Source organism: Thermus thermophilus (assembly GCF_019974155.1).
Lineage (GTDB): Bacteria > Deinococcota > Deinococci > Deinococcales > Thermaceae > Thermus > Thermus thermophilus_C.
The window spans coordinates 84,484-104,563 of sequence record NZ_AP025158.1 but is presented as its reverse complement, the minus strand read 5'-3'; the positions used below and the strand labels follow the sequence as shown (position 1 = coordinate 104,563).

Below are 20,080 nucleotides of genomic sequence, written 5' to 3'. Positions count from 1 at the left end.
AGTATACACCCTGGGTGTGCAAACGCAACGCTTTTCGGATCTGGGGATGGTAGAGGAGGGCGAGGCCCCTTCCCGCAAGGCCCCCGGGTGTATAATGGCCGCGCCTTGGACCGCCCCGTCTACCGCTTCCTCCGCCTCCTTTTCCTCCTCGGCCTGGTGCACGGGTTCTACCTCCTCGCCCAGGAGGGGCTCAGGGCCCGGGAGCTGGCCCGGGAGCGGGTTGCGCTTGAGGAAGAGGTGGCGCGGGCCCGGGCCGAGGTGGAGCGGCTTAAGGAGGAGGTGCGGGCCGCCCGCGACCCCGCCTACCTCGAGGCCCTCCTTCGCCGGATGGGCTGGGTGCGGAAAGACGAGGAGGTCCGCCGCTGGCCATGATGCGCGATCCTAGGGAGCTTTTCTGGGAAGACGAGGGGCTCACCGAGGGCCTCACCGACGAGGAGGCCCAGTTCCTCTTGGGCTGGCTCATGGACGTGGCCGAGGACCTGGACCCGGCCCACCTGGCCCACCTCCGCCGCCTCGGCCGGGAGATCACGCGGCTTGCCCGGGACTACGGGGTCCCCGTGGGGGAGCTCGTCCAGCTGGTGGAGCTGGCCTGGTCGGACCCGGAGCCCGAGGGGCTCCAGGCATGACCTACACCGGCACGCCCTCCCCGAAGCGCGCCAGGCTCACCTCCTGCCCGCGGAGGGCGAGGAGCTCGCCTAGGGCGAGGAGCTTTTCCTCTTCCCCGTGGACCAGGACCACGCGGGGCTCGCCCTGAAGCCAGTCCAGAAGCTCGTCCTGCCCGGCGTGGCCAGAGAAGCCGCCCAGGGTGTGGACGCTCGCCCGCAAGGGCACCTCTTCCCCCAGGATCCGCACGGCGGGGGGGCGGGCGAGGATCTCCGCCCCAAGCCCTCCCCGGGGCTGGTAGCCCACGAAGACGAGGGCGTTTCTGGGGTCGGAGAGGCCGTGCTTGAGGTGGTGGAGGATCCGCCCCCCCGCGAGCATCCCGCTTCCCGCGAGGACCACCATGGGGCCGGGGGCGCGGTTTAGCGCCTTTGAGGCCTCGGCGTGCTCCACCACCTCGAGGCCCGCAGGGCGGAAGGGGTTCTTCCCCTGGAGGAAGTGGGCCTGGACCTCCTCGCTGAAGTAGCGGACCAGCCTGGGGTAAAGGGCGAGGACCCGTCCCGCCATGGGGGAGTCCAGGTAGATGGGCGCCCGGGGGAGGCGGTGGCCGTGCGTGTAGAGGACGTAGAGAATCTCCTGCGCCCGCTCCACGGCGAAGGTGGGGATGAGGACCTTTCCGCCCTGGCTCAGGGTTTTTTCCAGGATCTCCAGGAACTCCCGGACCGTCTCCCGGTAAGGGCGGTGGGGGCGGTCCCCGTAGGTCCCCTCCGCGAGGACCAGGTCGGCGAGCGGAGGGGGCGAGGGGTCGGGGAGGACGTCCTTTGCCCGGTTGCCCAAGTCCCCGCTGTACACCAGGGTCCTTCCCTCCCCCTGGGCCACCACGAAGGCGCTTCCCGGGAGGTGTCCCGCCTGGCCGAAGGCGAGGCTTAAGGCCCCAAGCCGGAGCCACTCCCCGTACTCCAGGGGCCTGAGGTGCCCCAAGGCCTCCTCCACGTCCTCGGGGCCGAAAAAGGGCTCGTCCATCACCTTGAGGGCGTCCTCCAGGACGATCTCCATGAGGAGGGCCGTGGCCCGGGTGGCGTAAACGGGGCCCCGGTAGCCTTCGCGGAAGAGCTTGGGCAGCCGCCCCACGTGGTCCAGGTGGGCGTGGGTGAGGAGGACGGCGTCCACCTCCTTAGGGTCAAAGCCGAAGGGGGCGTGGTTCCTGGCCTCCTCCTTCCCTTGGAACATCCCGCAGTCCAGAAGAACGCGCTTGCCCTCGGCGAGGAGGAGGTGGGCGCTACCCGTAACCTCCCGGGCCGCCCCAAAAGGTACGATGCGCATGCCCTTATCTTGACACTCTCGGGCGGGTGTGCTAGCCTAAACCCTCGGACAGGGTCCCATCCCCCGTCCTGCCACCCTAGCTCAACCGGCAGAGCACCCGACTTGTAATCGGGGGGTTGGGGGTTCAACTCCCCTGGGTGGCTCCAAAAAAGGGCGTGGGCAGGTGCCCGAGTGGCCAAAGGGGACGGTCTGTAAAACCGTTGGCGTATGCCTTCGCTGGTTCGAATCCAGCCCTGCCCACCACGCGGTGTGCGCTCAGCACACCCCATGCGGGAGTAGCTCAGGTGGTAGAGCATCGGCTTCCCAAGCCGAGGGTCGCGGGTTCGAGTCCCGTCTCCCGCTCCACGAGCTCGCGTAGCTCAGCAGGTAGAGCACACCCTTGGTAAGGGTGAGGTCGCCGGTTCGAGCCCGGCCGCGAGCTCCATTTTTTTGACTGCCCTGGAGCCACCCAGGGCGGCTTTGGCATGTAAGGAGGACGGAGATGGCGAAGGGCGAGTTTGTTCGGACGAAGCCTCACGTGAACGTGGGGACGATTGGGCACGTGGACCACGGGAAGACGACGCTGACGGCGGCGTTGACGTATGTAGCGGCGGCGGAGAATCCGAATGTGGAGGTTAAGGACTACGGGGACATTGACAAGGCGCCGGAGGAGCGTGCGCGTGGGATTACGATCAACACGGCGCATGTGGAGTACGAGACGGCGAAGCGGCACTATTCCCACGTGGACTGTCCTGGGCACGCGGACTACATCAAGAACATGATTACGGGTGCTGCGCAGATGGACGGGGCGATTCTTGTGGTGTCGGCGGCGGACGGGCCGATGCCGCAGACGCGGGAGCACATTTTGTTGGCGCGGCAGGTGGGGGTGCCGTACATTGTGGTGTTCATGAACAAGGTGGACATGGTGGACGACCCCGAGTTACTGGACCTGGTGGAGATGGAGGTGCGGGACCTCCTGAACCAGTACGAGTTTCCTGGGGACGAGGTGCCGGTGATTCGGGGGAGCGCGTTGCTTGCGCTTGAGCAGATGCACAAGAATCCTCAGACGAAGCGAGGGGAGAACGAGTGGGTGGACCGGATTTGGGAGTTGTTGGACGCGATTGACGAGTACATTCCCACGCCGGTGCGGGACGTGGACAAGCCGTTCTTGATGCCGGTGGAGGACGTGTTCACCATTACTGGGCGTGGGACGGTGGCCACGGGGCGGATTGAGCGGGGCAAGGTGAAGGTTGGGGACGAGGTGGAGATTGTGGGCCTTGCTCCGGAGACGCGGAGGACGGTGGTGACGGGTGTGGAGATGCACCGGAAGACCTTGCAGGAGGGGATAGCTGGGGACAACGTGGGGGTGCTCCTGCGGGGTGTGAGCCGGGAGGAGGTGGAGCGGGGCCAGGTGTTGGCGAAGCCTGGGAGCATTACGCCGCACACGAAGTTTGAGGCCTCGGTGTATGTCTTGAGGAAGGAGGAGGGTGGGCGGCACACGGGGTTTTTTTCGGGGTACCGTCCGCAGTTTTACTTTCGGACGACGGATGTGACTGGGGTGGTGCGGTTGCCTCCGGGCGTGGAGATGGTGATGCCTGGGGACAACGTGACGTTTACGGTGGAGCTGATCAAGCCGGTGGCGCTGGAGGAGGGTTTGCGGTTTGCCATCCGTGAGGGTGGGCGGACCGTGGGCGCCGGCGTCGTCACCAAGATCCTGGAGTAAGCCAAGAGGGGGGAGGCTAGCCTCCCCCCTCCCGAGGTGCCGAGATGGCCAGCGAGGTCCGGATAAAACTCCTCTTGGAGTGCACGGAGTGCAAGCGCCGCAACTACGCCACGGAGAAGAACAAGCGCAACACCCCCAACAAGCTGGAGCTGCGCAAGTACTGCCCGTGGTGTAAGAAGCACACCGTGCACCGGGAAGTGAAGATCTGATGTTCGCCCGGCTGATCCGTTACTTCCAGGAAGCGCGCGCCGAGCTCGCCCGGGTCACCTGGCCCACGCGGGAGCAGGTCGTGGAGGGCACGCAGGCCATCCTCCTCTTCACCTTGGCCTTCATGGTGATCCTTGGGCTTTACGACACGGTCTTCCGCTTCCTGATAGGGCTTCTGCGATGAGCATAGAGTGGTACGCGGTCCACACCCTGGTGGGGCAGGAGGAGAAGGCCAAGGCCAACCTGGAGAAGCGCATTAAGGCCTTCGGCCTTCAGGACAAGATCTTTCAGGTCCTGATCCCCACCGAGGAGGTGGTGGAGCTCCGCGAGGGGGGCAAGAAGGAGGTGGTCCGGAAGAAGCTCTTCCCGGGCTACCTCTTTATCCAGATGGACCTGGGGGACGAGGAGGAGCCCAACGAGGCCTGGGAGGTGGTGCGCGGCACGCCCGGCATCACGGGCTTCGTCGGGGCGGGGATGCGTCCTGTTCCCCTTTCGCCCGACGAGGTGCGGCACATCCTCGAGGTCTCCGGGCTTCTCGGGAAGAAGGAGGCCCCCAAGGCCCAGGTGGCCTTCCGCGAGGGGGACCAGGTCCGGGTTGTCTCCGGCCCCTTCGCCGACTTCACGGGCACCGTGACCGAGATCAACCCCGAGCGGGGCAAGGTCAAGGTCATGGTCACCATCTTCGGGCGCGAGACCCCTGTGGAGCTGGACTTCTCCCAGGTGGTCAAGGCCTAGAGGCGTTCGCACCCCCAACTTGGGGGGAGCCTAGGAGGGAAAAATGAAGAAAGTCGTTGCGGTGGTTAAACTTCAGCTGCCCGCGGGCAAGGCCACGCCCGCGCCCCCGGTGGGCCCGGCTTTGGGCCAGCACGGGGCCAACATCATGGAGTTCGTCAAGGCCTTCAACGCGGCCACGGCCAACATGGGGGACGCCATCGTTCCCGTGGAGATCACCATTTACGCGGACCGCTCCTTTACCTTCGTCACCAAGACCCCGCCCGCGAGCTACCTGATCCGCAAGGCGGCGGGCTTGGAGAAGGGGGCCCACAAGCCCGGCCGGGAGAAGGTGGGCCGGATCACCTGGGAGCAGGTCCTGGAGATCGCCAAGCAGAAGATGCCCGACCTGAACACCACCGACCTCGAGGCCGCCGCCCGGATGATCGCGGGCTCGGCCCGGTCCATGGGCGTGGAGGTGGTGGGCGCTCCGGAGGTGAAGGATGCCTAAGCACGGCAAGCGTTACCGGGCCCTCCTGGAGAAGGTGGACCCCAACAAGGTCTACACCATTGACGAGGCCGCCCGTCTCGTGAAGGAGCTCGCCACCGCCAAGTTTGACGAGACGGTGGAGGTCCACGCCAAGCTCGGTATTGACCCCCGCCGCTCCGACCAGAACGTGCGCGGAACCGTCTCCCTTCCCCATGGCCTCGGCAAGCAGGTGCGGGTTTTGGCCATCGCCAAGGGGGAGAAGATCAAGGAGGCCGAGGAGGCGGGCGCGGACTACGTGGGCGGCGAGGAGATCATCCAGAAGATCCTGGACGGCTGGATGGACTTTGACGCCGTGGTGGCCACCCCGGACGTGATGGGGGCCGTGGGCTCCAAGCTCGGCCGGATCCTGGGGCCCCGCGGCCTCCTTCCCAACCCCAAGGCGGGGACGGTGGGGTTCAACATCGGCGAGATCATCCGGGAGATCAAGGCGGGGCGGATTGAGTTCCGCAACGACAAGACCGGGGCCATCCATGCCCCCGTGGGCAAGGCGAGCTTCCCGCCGGAGAAGCTTGCGGACAACATCCGGGCCTTCATCCGCGCCCTCGAGGCCCACAAGCCGGAAGGGGCCAAGGGCACCTTCCTCCGCTCCGTCTACGTGACCACCACCATGGGCCCCAGCGTGCGCATCAACCCCCACTCCTAGAGGGAAGGGGGGGCTTTGGGGGCGGCCCAAGGCCGCCCCCAAAGCGCTTGACGGAGCCACGGGAGGGTTGGTATAGTGGGCCTTGCGGTGCGGTCCGCGGTAGCTCAGCAGGTAGAGCAGCCGGCTGTTAACCGGTAGGTCGCAGGTTCGAGTCCTGCCCGCGGAGCCAAAAAGGGGGGCCCCGGCCCCCCTGGGTCTTTTTTTTCCGAGGGAAGGCGGGGTATAATCTGGCCCTGTGCGGCCTGCCGGGCCCGGAAGGGAGGTGAAGATGCGCAGGTACGAGGTGAACGTCATTCTGAACCCCAACCTGGACCAGAGCCAGCTCGCCCTGGAGAAGGAGATCATCCAGCGGGCTTTGGAGAACTACGGCGCCCGCGTGGAGAAGGTGGAGGAGCTGGGGCTTCGCCGCCTGGCCTACCCCATCGCCAAGGACCCCCAGGGCTACTTCCTCTGGTACCAGGTGGAGATGCCCGAGGACCGGGTGAACGACCTGGCCCGGGAGCTCCGCATCCGGGACAACGTGCGCCGGGTCATGGTGGTGAAGTCCCAGGAGCCCTTCCTCGCCAACGCGTAAACTGTTGACATGGCTCGAGGCCTGAACCGCGTTTTCCTCATCGGCGCCCTCGCCACCCGGCCGGACATGCGCTACACCCCGGCGGGGCTCGCCATTTTGGACCTGACCCTCGCCGGCCAGGACCTGCTCCCTTCCGATAACGGGGGGGAGCGGGAGGTGTCCTGGTACCACCGGGTGAGGCTCTTAGGCCGCCAGGCGGAGATGTGGGGCGACCTCTTGGACCAAGGGCAGCTCGTCTTCGTGGAGGGCCGCCTGGAGTACCGCCAGTGGGAAAGGGAGGGGGAGAGGCGGAGCGAGCTCCAGATCCGGGCCGACTTCCTGGACCCCCTGGACGACCGGGGAAAGGAGCGGGCGGAGGACAGCCGGGGCCAGCCCAGGCTTCGCGCCGCCCTGAACCAGGTCTTCCTCATGGGCAACCTGACCCGGGACCCGGAACTCCGCTACACCCCCCAGGGCACCGCGGTGACCCGGCTGGGCCTGGCGGTGAACGAGCGCCGCCAGGGGGCGGAGGAGCGCACCCACTTCGTGGAGGTTCAGGCCTGGCGCGACCTGGCGGAGTGGGCCGCCGAGCTGAGGAAGGGCGACGGCCTTTTCGTGATCGGTAGGTTGGTGAACGACTCCTGGACCAGCTCCAGCGGCGAGCGGCGCTTCCAGACCCGCGTGGAGGCCCTCAGGCTGGAGCGCCCCACCCGTGGACCTGCCCAGGCCGGCGGAAGCAGGTCCCGCGAAGTCCAGACGGGTGGGGTGGACATTGACGAAGGCTTGGAAGATTTTCCGCCGGAGGAGGATTTGCCGTTTTGAGCACGAAGAACGCGAAACCCAAGAAGGAGGCGCAGAGGCGCCCGTCCCGCAAGGCTAAGGTCAAGGCCACCCTGGGGGAGTTTGACCTCAGGGACTACCGGAACGTGGAGGTGCTCAGGCGGTTCCTGTCGGAGACGGGGAAGATCCTTCCCCGCCGCCGCACGGGGCTTTCCGCCAAGGAGCAGAGGATCCTGGCCAAGACCATCAAGCGGGCGAGGATCCTAGGGCTCCTGCCCTTCACGGAGAAGCTGGTGCGGAAGTAGGGGGTAAGCGGTGAAGGTGATCCTCCTAGAACCCCTGGAGAACCTGGGCGACGTGGGCCAGGTGGTGGACGTGAAGCCGGGGTACGCCAGGAACTACCTCCTGCCCCGGGGCCTCGCCGTCTTGGCCACGGAGAGCAACCTCAAGGCCCTCGAGGCCAAAATCCGCGCCCAGGCCAAGCGCCTGGCGGAAAGGAAGGCCGAGGCGGAAAGGCTTAAGGAGATCCTGGAGAACCTCACCCTCACCATCCCGGTGCGGGCGGGGGAGACCAAGATCTACGGCTCCGTTACCGCCAAGGACATCGCCGAGGCCCTTTCCCGCCAGCACGGCATCACCATAGACCCCAAGCGCCTAGGGCTGGAAAAGCCCATCAAGGAGCTTGGGGAGTACGTCCTCACCTACAAGCCCCACCCCGAGGTCCCCATCCAGCTCAAGGTGAGCGTGGTGGCCCAGGAGTAGGGGCAAACCCCTTAGGCCCCTCCCCGCCCCCTTGGGGCGGGGGGTCTTCCTTGACGAGGAGGTGGGGGCCGAGCTCCTCCAGGCTTCCCACCCCCGAGAGGGCCAGGGTGAGCTCCAGCTCCGCCAGAAAGTGGTCCAAAAACGCCCCCACCCCTTCCTCCCCGCCCAGGGCCAGGGCGTAGACGTAGGGGCGGCCGAGGCCCACCGCCCGGGCGCCCAGGGCCAGGGCCTTGACGGCGTCGGCCCCGGTGCGGACGCCGCTGTCCATGAGGACGGGTACCCGGCCCTCCACCGCCCGGACCACCTGGGGAAGCGCGTGGAGGGCGGCGAGGCTTCCGTCCACCTGCCTTCCCCCGTGGTTGGAGACGTAGACCCCGTCCACGCCGAGTTCCACGGCCCGAAGGGCGTCCGGACGCACGGGGAGGGGAGGGCGCCTGCCCATGAGGCCTTCCAGGTAGATCCGCTGTTGCACCCTTCGTCCGATCATCTGTACCTCCCCAAGGGGTTTGGCCGCTGAGCTCTCATCACTTTGAGGGCTGGGGCTTGACAAGGGAAGAGAAGAGGGGGGTAAGTAAGGTGTGCCGCCCACCACCCCCCTTTCCCAAGTTATCACCCTCTGGGTCCATAAGGTCTTCGCCTCCCTCAGGAAAACCATCCGCTCCAACCTCGCCCTCTTCCTGTCCACCCTCCTCACTACCCCCCTGGACCCCACCCTCTCCGACCTCGCCCGCAGAACCCCCCTCCCCACCCTGGCCCAAAGCCGCCTCAATCGCCTCTGGCGCTTCCTCCATCACCCCACCCTGCAAGACCCCTGGGCCCTCACCGAAGCCCTCCTCCCCCTCCTCGTCCCTCGTTTCCCCAAAGACCGCCCCCTCCCCCTCATCGTGGACTGGACCTTCACAGAGGACGGTAGGCACCAAGCCCTGGTGGCCGCCCTTCCCCTCAAGGGAAGGGCCCTGGTGGTGGCCTTCGCTCTTCACCCCCTCTCCCCTTTCCCCAGTCAAAACCGGGTGGAGGAGGAGTTCCTCCACCGCCTGGGCCGCGCCGTCCAGGACCTGGGATATACCCCCCTCTTCCTCCTGGACCGCGGCTTTGACCGGGTCTCCCTGATGCGAAAGCTCCAGGGGTGGGGCATGGGCTTCCTCATCCGCCTGCGGCAGAACCGGGAGGTGGAACCCCAAGGGGGGAAGCGCCTTCCCCTGAAGGAGGGCTACCAGCGTGTGGTCCACCCCCTGCGGGAGGAGGTCCGCCTTTTCGGACACGGTGGGGAGGGGGTAGAAGTCACCCTCCTGGTGTACCCAGGGGGTCGGGATCCCTGGTATCTGGCCTATTCGGGCCCTTTTGGGGGGGAGCCGCCCTATGGGTGGCGGATGTGGATTGAAGAGGGGTTTAGGGACCTGAAGGGGCAGGGGTTTGGGCTGGACCGCCATCGGCTGCGGACGGGGGCGAGCCTCAGGGGGTGGTTATGGCTTCTGGCCTTGGGGATGGCGCTCTTGGTCCTTCTGGGGGCGCGCTTGCAGGGCAGGGAATGGCTTCCCCGGCTTCTGGCCCATCCCGAGCGGCAAAGCCTCTTCCGTCTGGGCCGGATCGCCCTGGCCCAGGGGCCCCCGCCTTGGAGGGAAGCAGTGGTGGAGGAGCTGGTCAGGTTGCTTCAGGAACTGGGGGGAGGAAAGTGATGAGAGCTCAGGTTTGGCCGGGATTGTACCACCCCTTGGGGAGGGAAGTAAACTGGGTCCAAATGGGAAGGGCGGTCCTGGTCACGGGGGCGGGGAGCGGCATCGGCCTGGCCACGGCCCGGTTCCTCACGGCCAAGGGGTACCGGGTCTACGGGGGCGTGCGCCGGGAGGAGGACGCGGCGCGCTTGGCCCAGGAGGGGGTGGTGCCCCTCCTTCTGGACGTGACCCGGGAGGAGGACCTCCTCCGGGCCAGGGAGCGCCTGGAGGGGGAGGGCCTTTTTGGCCTGGTGGTGAACGCCGGCATCGCCGTGGCGGGGCCCCTGGAGCTCGTTCCCCTTTCCGCCTTCCGGGAGGCCTTGGAGGTGAACGTCCTCGGGGCCTTCGCCACGGTGAAGGCCTTTCTCCCCCTCCTCAGGGCCTCCCGGGGCCGGGCGGTCCTCATGGGCTCCGTCTCCGGCCTGGTGGCCCTCCCCCTCATGGGGCCCTACGCCGCGAGCAAGTTCGCCCTCGAGGCCCTGGCGGACGCCCTCAGGGTGGAGCTCCTTCCCTTCGGGGTCAGGGTGGTCCTCATAGAGCCCGGCTCCGTGGCCACCCCCATCTGGGAGCGCTCCCTAAGGCGGGCCGAGGGCTACCTGGAACCCCCGCCCCCCGGGACCGAGGGGGTGTACGGCCGCTACCTGGAGGTGGCGCGGCGCGTGGCGGAAAGGAGCGCCAAGAGGGGCCTTCCCCCGGAGAGGGTGGCGGAGGCCGTCCTAAGGGCCCTGGAAAGCCCAAACCCCAGGGCCCGCTACCTGGTGGCCCACCCGGCCCGGGCCCGGGAAACCCTCCTCCTCAGGCTCCTTCCTGCCTCCTTACGGGACCGGCTCGTGGCCCGCTTCCTCGGCTAAGTACCCCGCTCTGGCTTGCGCCAGAGCGGGGGCCCCAAAAGGGGTTTTCCTTGGGCCTGCCCAGGGTCTCCCGTGTGGCGAAACCGAGGCGCGAGCTTTGTGCCCCGGCCTTTGGACACGGGAGCCAGGGCGGCGTATCCTTAGGGTGTGGAGTTCTTGGTGGAGGACCTCGGCCTGGTGCCTTACGGGGAGGCCTGGGCCTACCAGAAGCGGGTGCACCGGGAGGTGGTGGCGGGAAACCGCCCCCCCACCCTCCTCCTCTTGGAGCACCCCAGGGTCATCACCTTAGGCCGGAAGGCCACGGGGGAGAACCTGCTCTTCCCCGAGAGCTGGTACCGGGAGAACGGGTTTGAGCTCTACTGGGTGGAGCGGGGTGGGGACGTGACCTACCACGGCCCCGGGCAGCTGGTGGGCTACCCCATCTTCCCCGTGGGCCGGGAGGTGCGCCGCTTCCTAAGGCAGATTGAGGAGGCCATCGTAAAGGTGGCCGCGGGCTACGGGATCCCCGCCTACCCCACCCCGGGCTACGCCGGGGTCTGGGTGGGGGAGGACAAGCTCTGCGCCATCGGCGTGGCGGTGAAGGAGGGGGTGAGCTTCCACGGCTTCGCCCTGAACGTGAACACCGACCTCAACGACTTCACCGTCATCGTCCCTTGCGGCCTCAAGGGAAAGGGGGTCACCTCCTTGGAGAAGCTTTTGGGCCGGAAGGTCCCCATGGAGGAGGCCAAGGCCAGGGTGGTGGCGGCCTTCGCCGAGGTCTTCGGCCTAAAGCCCGTGGAAAGGAACGCTCATGAAGCCCAAGTTTGAGACGGTGGAACTCCTTTCCCCCACGGGGGAGGTGGTGGAACTCAAGGTGGTGAAGCGGGGCCTGGCCCAGGCCCGGCCCGAGCCCGTGGACCGGAACAAGCCCGCCTGGATCAAGGCCCCTTTGCCCACCGGGCCCAGGTACCAGGCCCTGAAGGCCATGGTGCGGGAGCTTAGGCTCCACACCGTCTGCCAGGAGGCCCTCTGCCCCAACATCGGGGAGTGCTGGACCCACGGGACCCTGACGGTGATGCTCCTGGGGGACATCTGCACCCGGGCCTGCAAGTTCTGCGCCGTCCACACCGGGAACCCCAAGGGCCTCGTGGACCCGGAGGAGCCGAGGAGGGTGGCCGAGGCCATCGCCCGCATGGGGGTGCGGTACGTGGTCTTGACCAGCGTGGACCGGGATGACCTTCCGGATGGCGGCGCCTCCCACTTCGCCGCCACCATAAGGGCCATCAAGGAGAGGGCCCCCGGGGTCTTGGTGGAGGCCCTCACCCCCGACTTCCAGGGGGACCTGAAGGCCGTGGAGACGGTCCTCGCCGCGAACCCCGAGGTCTACGCCCAGAACCTGGAGACGGTGCGCCGCCTCACCCCCAGGGTCCGCGACCCCCGGGCGGGGTACGAGCAGACCCTAAGGGTTCTCGCCCACGCCAAGAAGGTCCGGCCCGACATCCTCACCAAGAGTAGCCTCATGCTGGGCCTCGGGGAGACGGAGGAGGAGATCCTCGAGGCCATGCGGGACCTCAGGGCCGCGGGGGTGGACATCCTCACCCTGGGCCAGTACCTGAGGCCCACCCCCGCCCACCTCCCCGTGGCCCGCTACGTCCCCCCCGAGGACTTCAAGCGGTACGAGGCCTGGGGGTACGAGCTGGGCTTTAGGGAGGTCTTCGCCGGCCCCTTGGTGCGGAGCTCCTACCGGGCGGACCGGGTCTTCCTGGAGGCCACCCAAAGATGAGCCGAAAGACGGCCCTTTTCCTCCTGGACCTCCTCGCCCTCCTCCTCTTCGCCGGGGTGGGCCTCCTTTCCCACGGGCTTCCCCTCTCCTTGGGGGGCCTAGCCCGGAACGTCCTCCCCGTCCTCTTCGTCTGGCTTCTCCTTGCCCCCTTCCTCGGCACCTACCGCCGCCCCACCTGGAAAAACCTCCTTCTCACCTGGGCTTTGGCCTTCCCCGCGGGGTTATGGCTTCGGCAGATGGTCCTCGGAGGAGGCTTTGGGGTGGGGTTCTTCGTCTTCTTGGGCGTGGCCATGGGGTTTAGCCTCCTTTTTCTCCTTCTCCTAAGGGGTCTCGCCAAGGGGCTTCGCCTTTGGTAAAAAGAAGCCATGGAAAAGGTGGCCTTCCTCGGTCTTGGGGCCATGGGCTACCCCATGGCGGGGCACCTGGCGCGGCGCTTCCCCACCCTGGTCTGGAACCGCACCTTCGCCAAGGCCCTTAGGCACCAAGAGGAGTTCGGCTCCGAGGCCGTGCCCCTGGAGAGGGTGGCCGAGGCCCGGGTGGTCTTCACCTGCCTCCCCACCACCAAGGAGGTGGCCGAGGTGGCGGAGGCCCTCCTGCCCCACCTCAGGGAGGGCACCTACTGGGTGGACGCCACGAGCGGGGAGCCGGAGGCGAGCCGCAGGCTGGCGGAGAGGCTAGCGGAAAAGGGGGTCACCTACCTGGACGCCCCCGTTTCCGGGGGCACCTCGGGGGCCGAGGCGGGGACCCTCACGGTGATGCTGGGGGGGCCGGAGGAGGCGGTGGAGCGGGTCAGGCCCTACCTGGCCTACGCCAAGAAGGTGGTCCACGTGGGCCCCGTGGGGGCAGGGCACGCGGTGAAGGCCATCAACAACGCCCTCCTCGCCGTGAACCTCTGGGCGGCGGGGGAGGGGCTTTTGGCCCTGGTGAAGCAGGGGGTTTCCGCGGAGAAGGCCCTCGAGGTCATCAACGCCTCCTCGGGCCGCTCCAACGCCACGGAAAACCTCATTCCCCAAAGGGTCCTCACCCGGGCCTTTCCCAAGACCTTCGCCCTGGGGCTATTGGTGAAGGACCTGGGGATCGCCATGGGGGTTCTGGACGGGGAGAAGGCCCCAAGCCCCCTCCTCCGCCTCGCCCGGGAGGTCTACGAGATGGCCAAGCGGGAGCTGGGCCCGGATGCGGACCACGTGGAGGCCCTGAGGCTTTTGGAGCGCTGGGGCGGGGCGGAGATCCGCTGATAAGAAATCCCCCTGATCCATTCCCTCAGCATCCTCCCGGCCACCAGTGAAAGAGGGTATGGCTCCGAATCAGGCCCGGCTGGGTCTGCAGGTAGGCGCACCGGGCCTCCACCCTCGCCCAAAGCTCCTCCTCCGTCTCCACCCGCCCGTTGGCCACCACCGCGTCCACCAGAGGCCACACCCGCTCCACGGGTTGGAGCTCGGGAGAGTAGGGCGGCAGGAAGACCAAACCCACCCCCTCCGGCACCTCCACCCGCCCCGACACGTGCCACCCCGCCCGGTCCAAGACCAAAAGCAAAAGCTTCCCCTCCCCAGCCCCACGCAACCGGGCAAAGCGCCTTAGCACCTCCGAGAAGACCACAGCGTTCACCGTGGGCAAAAGCCAAAACTCGCTCTCCCCTGTACCCGGACGCACGAAGCCGTACACGTAAAGCCACCGGTACCGCGGCCGCACCCAGGCCAGGGGCGTCTTCCCCCGGGGCGCCCACACCCGCCGGTACACGGGCTTCAGGCCCAACCTGTGTTCGTCAAAAGCCCAAAGCTCCAGGACAAGCCAGGGGAAGAGGCACTTCAGGAGGACAACGGTGAAGAAGAGTTTTTTTTGAAGGCCTCCCCCTCTTCCACGTCCCTCTCCCGGTGCCGGGGACGGGGGCGGAGGGGGGCGAAGCCCAGGCGCTTCATCCAGGTCCAGGCCCGCCTGGGGTCCACGGGACGGCCCAGCCTCTCCGAGAGCCACAGGGCGGCGTTCCTTATGGTCCATATCCCGTCCTGGGGATGGGGCTGGAGGAGGGCCTGGCGGAAGGCTTCCTGAAGCTCCGGGGAGAGCAAGGGGGGCTGGCCTGGGTTTTGGTGCCGGAGGTCGGCCATGGGCTGGCCTTCGTTGTAGCGGTGGAGGGTGTTGCGGACCCAGCGGGTGGAGTAGCCCAGGGTCTGGGCCACCTGGGGGATGGAGTGGCCTGTGGCGAGGAGCCAGATGGCGTGCCAGCGGGCGCGTTCCACGGGGTCTTCGCTTTCCCGGTAGAGGGCGTGCAGGTTGTCCGGGTGATGCCGCAGCTTGAGTTCCAGCCGGGGGCGGCGTTGGTGTTTGGTCAGCCGCATGACCCCATACTAAGAGAAAAACCCAGGGGGAGTTCTTATGATACCACCCCCTGCTGGCGCAAGCCCGCATGGGGGCCCTGGGGAAGAGCCTTAGCGGAGACTTCCGGTGGCAAGCGAGCGAACGAAACAGGGGGAAAGGGTATTCGTCACGAGACGAGGCTTTTGAGGACATGCTCCAGGAGTTTGACCCGCAGTGGGACCACGAAAGGCTGATAAGGTTCGAAGTAAACATAGGAATAGCCTATTATGGGCTCGGAGAGGAGAAAATCGGCCACAAAGGCGAAGGGGGCTTTAGCCCTCTTGAGGACTTTCACGTCCTCCTCGCTAGAGAGATGCTTCACTAGAAAATTTTCCGTCTGGGAAAGGATCTCCATGGGAATGCTGGCAGGGGACTGTGTGGAGTACAGCATTCCTATGCCGTACTTCCTCCCTTCCTTGGCCACGCGGTAGAAGATCCCCGCCTTGTCCTCCAGGAAGTTGTGGGCCTCTTCCAGGACCACGAGGAAGTTGGCCTGGCGTTTGCCGTAGAGCTCTACAGCTCTTTCAAAGAGGAGATCCATGAGGCGCAAGGTGAAGAAGTCGGCGGCCTCGCCCAGGGAAGGAAGGTCAAGGATGACCACCTTACCCTCTCCCTCGGCCTCCTCTCCGAGGAGATCCTCTTTGATGGCCTCGAGGAAGTTCGCCGCCTTTCCAGGCGCATGGAACGCACGAAGGAAAGAGAAGACCTTGGCCCGGTTGTAGAGTTCCCTCGCCCCTCCCTTATTGTCCCCTCGCTGACTGTTACTCTCCATGGACTTTTGGAGGTTATCCCAAGAGCTTTCTTCGGATATGTCGTAGTCTGCGTCCTTGTACTTTATCTTGAAACCTTTGCGGGGGGTGAGCCCCGCTTTCCGAAGAGCCCCGTAGACGTAGGCCATGCGGTCGGGGATCTTCTTCCAGTCCTCGAGGTTGTAAAAGGCGCTCTCCAGGTACTGGGGAGGCTCTTCCCCCTGGAGGCGACGCCTCTGGTAGGCGAGGGCCACGGCCAGGTCGGGGAAGCGGTAGAAGTCCACTTTAAGGGGAAAGACCTCCACGTACTCCCTCCACTCCGTCCCTAGGTGTTCCTCCAACCTCCTTGCCCAGGCTTCCTCCCTGGCGGTGTAGAAGCGGATCCGGCCCCGAATCCCCAGTACCTTGAAGGCCTGGGCGAGGCCTGGGGAGGTGGTGGCCTCCGTCTGGAGGAGATACTCGGCGTTCTGGTCCAGAATCAACATCCCCACCTGGGGAAAGGCGTGGGCCAAAAGGGTGAGGATGACCTTGTTCTCGTTGCTCTTCCCGAAGCCCGTCTTGCCGAAGTTAGCCGTTCTTCTGCCCACGAAGAGGGCGGGGTCCACCTCCTTTACCACCTTCGGGTACTCCCCACCTTCTTCTAGGCCGTAGGCCAGGTGGCCGAAGGCGTACCTCCTCTGCCCCTCGGCCTTAACGCTCCCTGAGGCTCCCACCTCGGCGGTGAGCAACCCTTGGAGTTCCTCCTCCGTCATGCGGTAGACCCGAGCCTCCACCACGGGGGGGAGCAGGCGGGTGGAGGGGGCGAAGAGCCCCCCCTCCACGACCCGCCCTAGGAGGACGATCCGGTGGTGGTAGAAGTTGACTTCCTTTCGCGCCCAAGGGTCCTCCTTCTCAAGGTCCACCTGATTGATGTGGGCCAAAGCAAGGGTATAGGTGGGGTCGCCGCGGCCCACAGGTTCGTAGTAGCCGTCTAAGACCATGCCCACGTAGTCTTTCCCGCCGGAAGAGACGCGAACGAGCTCGCCCAGGAGGAGGCGCTTGCCTTGGTCCAGCTCCTGGGGGGTGAGCACTAAGGTGAGCTCCGCCCAAGGGCCGTTCCGCCTGGAAGACACCACCACGCCGATGGGGATTTCGGCCATCTCAACCCTCCTTGTCTGCCAGCCTGAGCCATTCGGCGAGCTTCTTGGCGAGATCTTCACCGAAGGTCTTTCTGAACCGGGCGAGGATTTCCTCCTCCATCCTGTGAGGGATGGACCTGGCCACGGAGGCCCTCCCATGGGCCTCTACCACCGTTCCCACACTCCCCCCATAGAGGACGCTCCGGTGTGCCCTTAGGCTTCGGGCTACCTTAACGGCATCCTCCTCCCCCAAGTAGGGGGGGAGGTCAAAGATGACCACACCCTCCTGGGGTCTAAAGGTGTCCTCAAGGAGGCGCGCCACGTAACGCCTGCCCATGACGAAGGCTCCCTCGAGGTCGGCGTTCCACTGGCGCTCGTAGCGGTAAGCCTTCTCCATGAGATCCTGGGGGGCCTGGAGCAGGAAGGTTCCCCCGGCTTCGGCGAAAAGCCTCGCCATCACCAAGGAGGTGAGACCTTCAGCGAGGAGGCGAGAGCGCTTGGTGACCCCAGCGAGAAGGAGGTGCTTCCTTGCGAAGTAGTCCTGTAGCTTAGAGCGGAAACTCTCTCTGACGCCCAATTGCGCCAGGCGCCCGTCTTTTATGAAAAGGTAGTCTTTGTAACTTTCCTGCAAGACCTTCTCCACCCCCCAAACCAGGTAGGCCCACTCCAGGACGTCCCGGAAGATCCCCATGAAGGCCCTGAGGTCCTTGGTGTAGTATTCCCCCAGATCTTCCAGGGAGATGCCTGTGGCCCGGAAGAAGGTCTTCAAGGCATCGGCGGCGGGGCTTTCTTCGGAGCGCTCGAGGAGGCCTTCCAGATAGCCCTTGGGGTCCCGTAGGACTTCATACCCAGGGAGGAGGTGGGCAATGGAAGGTAGGCGGAAACCCTTCACCCCTACCGCAGCAACGCGCACGAGGCCGAAGGAGAGGAGCGGAAGATCTTCGAAGGCGCGTCCCTCGCCTCCGTCCACGGTAAGGGTGAGGAGGGGGTAGGCCTCCCCGCCCCCGTGCAAGGGTACTCGGCGTTCCTGCTTGAGCTTTTGGTAAAGCTCGTCTAGCTCGCGCAGGAGATCCTGGTAATGGTCCAGCCTGAGATCGTCAAGGAAGTCCTTAAGGCCAAGGGGATTACTTCCTTCTCCCGCATATGGCATAGGGTTCACCTACGTTTTCCATTGTACCACCCGGAACGCCACAGCCTCCGAATAAGTGCCTCCTCCTTGGCGGTGAGGAACTCCATCCCGAGCTTCGCCTCCACTTCCTTCAGCCTCCGGTACACCTCCCGCCTGGCCTCGAGGGTGAGCCTCCCGGGCTTGCCGTCCTTCCGCTCCACCCGGGTCCGGGGATCCCGCGTCCACGCCCAAAGCCACTCCCGGAACTCGTAGAGGGGGAGGAGGTGGGCGTGGCCGTTCTCCAGGGCCCGCGCCATGGCCTTGTCCCGCCGCACCACGGTGCAGGTCCAGCACCCGAAGCGGGTGTCCCGGCCCCCGTAGACCGCCTCCAGGTCCCCCGTGGGGTAGCCCAGGGAGGGGGCTACGAAGTTCAGGTAGTCCCACACGAGGCACTCCCGCCAGAAGGCGATGGGGGCCACGTAAAGGGCGTTCAGGCGCTTGGCCTCCTGGAAGAGCACCCCCTGGCCGCACTCCCCGCCCCGGGAGCAAGAGAGGACGAGCCTCTGGTCCCGCGCGTCCGACTCCCCGAAGCGCACTCCCGTGAGGATGGCCTTCTTCCCGGGAAGGCTCTGGACCAGGCGGTCCATGGGGGCGATCTTCAGCCTGCGGGTGCACCAGCGGAAGCGGTTGTGGGGCGGGGGGTAGCCCTTGCCGATGAGCTGGACCCAGAAGCTCTCCTCGGGGCGGGGGCGGGCGGTGTGGACGTGAACCCCGGGGTGGAGCCCCCTCACCGCCTCCAGGAAGGCCAGGGCCTGGGCGTGGAGGGTGGGGATCTCCAGCCCCGTGTCGGCGTAGACCACATGGACCTCCACGGGCTTCCCCCGGCGCTTCCACCACTCCAGGGTGAGGACGGTGGTGGCGGTGGAGTCCTTGCCCCCCGAGTAGGTGAGGACGAAGGTCTCGGCCCCCTGGGCGAGGGCGGCCTCGAGGGCGCGCTCCGCCAGGTTTATGGCCTCCTTAAGGTCGGAAGACCCAAAAGATTCCTCTATCCCCGCGGCCAGGGCTTCAAGGGGAACCCGCATCGCCTCCTCCTTCAAGCATCCAGAACCTTGCCATCCCGCCCAGGCGGGTGAAGACCCGGCTCTTGTGCCTTCCCTTCCCCTCCCCCGCGAAAACGTTCCAGGCGTGACCGGGTTTAGTGGCCCCGTTTTGGCCAATTTGCAGGCGCAGGGAGTTGAGAGAACTCTCCGCCTTGGGCGTGGGTTCCGGCAAAGGGGTGTGCTCGGTTCGCCTCATGGCGCAATGCTAATGGTGGGGAATCGGTTCATCAATACCCTGCAAAGACGCCTCGGTCCTCGGGGAGCTATTGTGAGGGGTCTTCTGTATTTCTTCTGTGGTCTTCGGATATGATATACCTTCGTGTGCTACTTGATCTGGACCCCCGGGGTGTGAAAAAAGAGGGGGTGCCATGCGGCAAGATCGTGAGCACCCCCTTTACCATCTTGACGCAGAGACCCTTCTCGTGGCTATCTACGTCTGGGTAGATGACGAACTGAAAGCCCTGCAGGCCCAAGGATTCAAGCTCCCCCCAAAGCAAAAGCACCAGAAGGCCACCCTGGCCGAGCTCTTGACCCTCGCCATCTTCGTCCTGTTGCAAGGCCAGGACCTCGCCAAAGGCTACCTGGCCGCCAAGACCACCCTCAAGGCCTACTTCCCCTCCCTCCCCCACCTCTCCCGCTTCTACCGGGTCCTTCAGAAGGCTCAGGGGTTGTTGGCTCACCTGGCCATAAGGCTCTCCGGAGGGCAAGGTCTTCTGCAGGTGGTGGACCTCAAACCCATCCCCCTGGCCCACGGCCACCGGATTCACGGCTTGGACCTTCCTGAGGCCGCTGTGGGGGTGGGCCCCCTGGGGGCTTTCGCGGGCTACGTTCTCATGCCGGTGATGAACGAGCGCGGCCTCTTTTTTCGTTGGGCTATCCTCCCCGGGAATGCCCGGGAGACCTGGGGGAGGGACCTGCTGGACGGTCTGCCCGCGGTCTTGGGGGACCGGGGCTTTCGCTGGGTCCAGGGGGTCAAGACGCCACCCTATCGGGTCAGGGGAGGAACGGTGGTGGAGACGGGATGGAAAGAGTGGATGGGGAGGGTACGGAACTGGATTGAGACGCGGTTTAGCGTGATGGTGCGGTCTTTGGGGCTTCATCGGATAGAAGCGCGGTCCTACTGGGGGCTGGTGGCCCGGGTGAATCTCATCCTGCTCGTTCACAACCTCATACGTAGCCGGGTGCTTCTCAGGATGGCCGGGGTGGAGCTATGAGGTAGCACACGAAGGTATACTGAAAAAATGAAGGCGCTCACTTCCCTCTCCAAACGGGGCCAGATCACCCTCCCCGCGGAGGTACGCCAGGCCTTGGGGTTGAAGCCGGGGGACCCCTTGGTGGTCCGGGTGGAGGCGGGCCGGGTCGTCTTGGAGCCCGCGGTGGTGTTGCCTGTGGAGCTCTACACGGAGGAGCGCATCCTGGAGTTCGCCGAAAACGCCCAGGCCACCCCGGAGGAGCTGGATGCCTTCCGCCGGGCCTGGGGCTTCTGAGTTGGTCTTT

General features: G+C 66.0%; 27 protein-coding genes and 5 tRNA genes. 25 read left to right on the top strand and 7 right to left on the bottom strand.

The window, feature by feature from the left end:
- Positions 1 to 87 precede the first annotated feature (87 nt).
- Together TthTMY_RS00655 and TthTMY_RS00650 are read left to right on the top strand one after the other, a co-directional pair.
- Entirely contained in the window at positions 88 to 372 is a 285-nt protein-coding gene (locus TthTMY_RS00655) for a septum formation initiator family protein (RefSeq protein WP_096411496.1), read from the top strand.
- Complete coding sequence (locus tag TthTMY_RS00650) at positions 369 to 626, top strand: hypothetical protein (protein ID WP_011174095.1); 258 nt, start codon at positions 369 to 371, stop codon at positions 624 to 626. The genes TthTMY_RS00655 and TthTMY_RS00650 overlap by 4 nt, the downstream gene beginning before the upstream one ends.
- A 1-nt stretch (position 627) precedes the next feature.
- Here the strand turns inward: TthTMY_RS00650 and TthTMY_RS00645 are convergent, their stop codons facing one another.
- A complete protein-coding gene (locus TthTMY_RS00645) occupies positions 628 to 1,923 on the bottom strand; it encodes an MBL fold metallo-hydrolase (RefSeq protein ID WP_096411494.1) in 1,296 nt (431 codons plus the stop codon).
- Positions 1,924 to 1,993: 70 nt separating this feature from the next.
- Here TthTMY_RS00645 and TthTMY_RS00640 point away from each other — a divergent pair.
- The 15 genes from TthTMY_RS00640 (at position 1,994) to rplI (ending at position 7,831) form a co-directional block, all read left to right on the top strand.
- Positions 1,994 to 2,069: transfer RNA gene (locus tag TthTMY_RS00640), tRNA-Thr, on the top strand.
- Between the two features lie 11 nt (positions 2,070 to 2,080).
- Positions 2,081 to 2,166, top strand: a tRNA-Tyr gene (locus TthTMY_RS00635).
- Between the two features lie 26 nt (positions 2,167 to 2,192).
- Positions 2,193 to 2,268, top strand: a tRNA-Gly gene (locus tag TthTMY_RS00630).
- 3 nt (positions 2,269 to 2,271) lie between these two features.
- Positions 2,272 to 2,347, top strand: a tRNA-Thr gene (locus TthTMY_RS00625).
- Positions 2,348 to 2,404: 57 nt separating this feature from the next.
- Entirely contained in the window at positions 2,405 to 3,625 is a 1,221-nt protein-coding gene (gene tuf, locus TthTMY_RS00620; protein ID WP_096411492.1) for an elongation factor Tu, read from the top strand.
- Positions 3,626 to 3,669: 44 nt separating this feature from the next.
- The gene (gene rpmG, locus TthTMY_RS00615; RefSeq protein WP_096411490.1) at positions 3,670 to 3,834 is read left to right on the top strand and encodes a 50S ribosomal protein L33; all 165 of its coding nucleotides are present in this window, start codon (positions 3,670 to 3,672) and stop codon (positions 3,832 to 3,834) included.
- Entirely contained in the window at positions 3,834 to 4,016 is a 183-nt protein-coding gene (gene secE, locus TthTMY_RS00610; RefSeq protein WP_008630510.1) for a preprotein translocase subunit SecE, read from the top strand. Before rpmG ends, secE begins: the two co-directional genes overlap by 1 nt.
- Positions 4,013 to 4,567 carry a transcription termination/antitermination protein NusG gene (gene nusG / locus TthTMY_RS00605; RefSeq protein ID WP_008630512.1) on the top strand — a complete coding sequence of 185 codons (555 nt, stop codon included), beginning with the start codon at positions 4,013 to 4,015 and terminating at the stop codon, positions 4,565 to 4,567. The genes secE and nusG overlap by 4 nt, the downstream gene beginning before the upstream one ends.
- Before the next feature lie 43 nt (positions 4,568 to 4,610).
- Positions 4,611 to 5,054: a 50S ribosomal protein L11 gene (rplK, locus tag TthTMY_RS00600; protein WP_011174097.1), complete on the top strand. Its 444-nt coding sequence runs from the start codon at positions 4,611 to 4,613 to the stop codon at positions 5,052 to 5,054.
- Positions 5,047 to 5,736: a 50S ribosomal protein L1 gene (gene rplA / locus TthTMY_RS00595; protein WP_011227804.1), complete on the top strand. Its 690-nt coding sequence runs from the start codon at positions 5,047 to 5,049 to the stop codon at positions 5,734 to 5,736. The genes rplK and rplA overlap by 8 nt, the downstream gene beginning before the upstream one ends.
- A gap of 93 nt (positions 5,737 to 5,829) precedes the next feature.
- Positions 5,830 to 5,905 (top strand) — tRNA-Asn (locus TthTMY_RS00590).
- A gap of 99 nt (positions 5,906 to 6,004) precedes the next feature.
- The gene (gene rpsF / locus TthTMY_RS00585; protein ID WP_096413063.1) at positions 6,005 to 6,310 is read left to right on the top strand and encodes a 30S ribosomal protein S6; all 306 of its coding nucleotides are present in this window, start codon (positions 6,005 to 6,007) and stop codon (positions 6,308 to 6,310) included.
- A 9-nt stretch (positions 6,311 to 6,319) separates the two neighbouring features.
- A complete protein-coding gene (gene ssb / locus TthTMY_RS00580) occupies positions 6,320 to 7,111 on the top strand; it encodes a single-stranded DNA-binding protein (RefSeq protein WP_096411488.1) in 792 nt (263 codons plus the stop codon).
- Complete coding sequence (gene rpsR, locus TthTMY_RS00575) at positions 7,108 to 7,374, top strand: 30S ribosomal protein S18 (RefSeq protein ID WP_096411487.1); 267 nt, start codon at positions 7,108 to 7,110, stop codon at positions 7,372 to 7,374. The genes ssb and rpsR overlap by 4 nt, the downstream gene beginning before the upstream one ends.
- 10 nt (positions 7,375 to 7,384) lie before the next feature.
- A complete protein-coding gene (gene rplI, locus TthTMY_RS00570) occupies positions 7,385 to 7,831 on the top strand; it encodes a 50S ribosomal protein L9 (protein WP_096411485.1) in 447 nt (148 codons plus the stop codon).
- On the opposite strand, the gene TthTMY_RS11795 is transcribed toward rplI, so the two are convergent.
- Entirely contained in the window at positions 7,803 to 8,318 is a 516-nt protein-coding gene (locus tag TthTMY_RS11795) for an alpha-hydroxy-acid oxidizing protein (RefSeq protein ID WP_267873981.1), read from the bottom strand. The genes rplI and TthTMY_RS11795 overlap by 29 nt on opposite strands.
- A 91-nt stretch (positions 8,319 to 8,409) precedes the next feature.
- Here TthTMY_RS11795 and TthTMY_RS00555 point away from each other — a divergent pair, with 91 nt between their 5' ends.
- From TthTMY_RS00555 to TthTMY_RS00530, 6 genes are all read left to right on the top strand, one after another.
- The gene (locus TthTMY_RS00555) at positions 8,410 to 9,507 is read left to right on the top strand and encodes an IS4 family transposase (protein WP_096410490.1); all 1,098 of its coding nucleotides are present in this window, start codon (positions 8,410 to 8,412) and stop codon (positions 9,505 to 9,507) included.
- Positions 9,508 to 9,569: 62 nt separating this feature from the next.
- Positions 9,570 to 10,394: an SDR family NAD(P)-dependent oxidoreductase gene (locus TthTMY_RS00550; RefSeq protein ID WP_096411483.1), complete on the top strand. Its 825-nt coding sequence runs from the start codon at positions 9,570 to 9,572 to the stop codon at positions 10,392 to 10,394.
- Between the two features lie 147 nt (positions 10,395 to 10,541).
- Positions 10,542 to 11,201, top strand: coding sequence for a lipoyl(octanoyl) transferase LipB (gene lipB / locus TthTMY_RS00545; protein ID WP_093007125.1), 660 nt, complete (start codon positions 10,542 to 10,544; stop codon positions 11,199 to 11,201).
- Positions 11,185 to 12,156 (top strand): lipoyl synthase, encoded by a 972-nt coding sequence (gene lipA, locus TthTMY_RS00540; RefSeq protein ID WP_223903312.1) that lies wholly within the window; start codon positions 11,185 to 11,187, stop codon positions 12,154 to 12,156. Before lipB ends, lipA begins: the two co-directional genes overlap by 17 nt.
- Positions 12,153 to 12,512 (top strand): DUF3054 domain-containing protein, encoded by a 360-nt coding sequence (locus TthTMY_RS00535; RefSeq protein WP_096411481.1) that lies wholly within the window; start codon positions 12,153 to 12,155, stop codon positions 12,510 to 12,512. Before lipA ends, TthTMY_RS00535 begins: the two co-directional genes overlap by 4 nt.
- A 9-nt stretch (positions 12,513 to 12,521) precedes the next feature.
- The gene (locus TthTMY_RS00530; protein WP_093007119.1) at positions 12,522 to 13,391 is read left to right on the top strand and encodes an NAD(P)-dependent oxidoreductase; all 870 of its coding nucleotides are present in this window, start codon (positions 12,522 to 12,524) and stop codon (positions 13,389 to 13,391) included.
- Between the two features lie 25 nt (positions 13,392 to 13,416).
- Here TthTMY_RS00530 and TthTMY_RS00525 read toward each other — a convergent pair whose 3' ends face one another.
- From TthTMY_RS00525 to TthTMY_RS00505, 5 genes are all read right to left on the bottom strand, one after another.
- Complete coding sequence (locus TthTMY_RS00525) at positions 13,417 to 13,893, bottom strand: IS630 family transposase (protein ID WP_229365135.1); 477 nt, start codon at positions 13,891 to 13,893, stop codon at positions 13,417 to 13,419.
- Between the two features lie 68 nt (positions 13,894 to 13,961).
- The gene (locus TthTMY_RS00520; RefSeq protein ID WP_223903126.1) at positions 13,962 to 14,489 is read right to left on the bottom strand and encodes a winged helix-turn-helix domain-containing protein; all 528 of its coding nucleotides are present in this window, start codon (positions 14,487 to 14,489) and stop codon (positions 13,962 to 13,964) included.
- 146 nt (positions 14,490 to 14,635) lie between these two features.
- Entirely contained in the window at positions 14,636 to 16,396 is a 1,761-nt protein-coding gene (locus tag TthTMY_RS00515; RefSeq protein WP_223903311.1) for an ATP-binding protein, read from the bottom strand.
- Position 16,397: 1 nt separating this feature from the next.
- Positions 16,398 to 17,525 (bottom strand): hypothetical protein, encoded by a 1,128-nt coding sequence (locus TthTMY_RS00510; protein ID WP_096411477.1) that lies wholly within the window; start codon positions 17,523 to 17,525, stop codon positions 16,398 to 16,400.
- A 5-nt stretch (positions 17,526 to 17,530) separates the two neighbouring features.
- Positions 17,531 to 18,565 (bottom strand): phosphoadenosine phosphosulfate reductase family protein, encoded by a 1,035-nt coding sequence (locus TthTMY_RS00505; RefSeq protein ID WP_096411475.1) that lies wholly within the window; start codon positions 18,563 to 18,565, stop codon positions 17,531 to 17,533.
- Between the two features lie 386 nt (positions 18,566 to 18,951).
- Here TthTMY_RS00505 and TthTMY_RS00500 point away from each other — a divergent pair, with 386 nt between their 5' ends.
- Positions 18,952 to 19,797: a transposase gene (locus TthTMY_RS00500; RefSeq protein WP_096410485.1), complete on the top strand. Its 846-nt coding sequence runs from the start codon at positions 18,952 to 18,954 to the stop codon at positions 19,795 to 19,797.
- 27 nt (positions 19,798 to 19,824) lie between these two features.
- A complete protein-coding gene (locus TthTMY_RS00495; RefSeq protein ID WP_096411474.1) occupies positions 19,825 to 20,070 on the top strand; it encodes an AbrB/MazE/SpoVT family DNA-binding domain-containing protein in 246 nt (81 codons plus the stop codon).
- Positions 20,071 to 20,080: the final 10 nt, after the last annotated feature.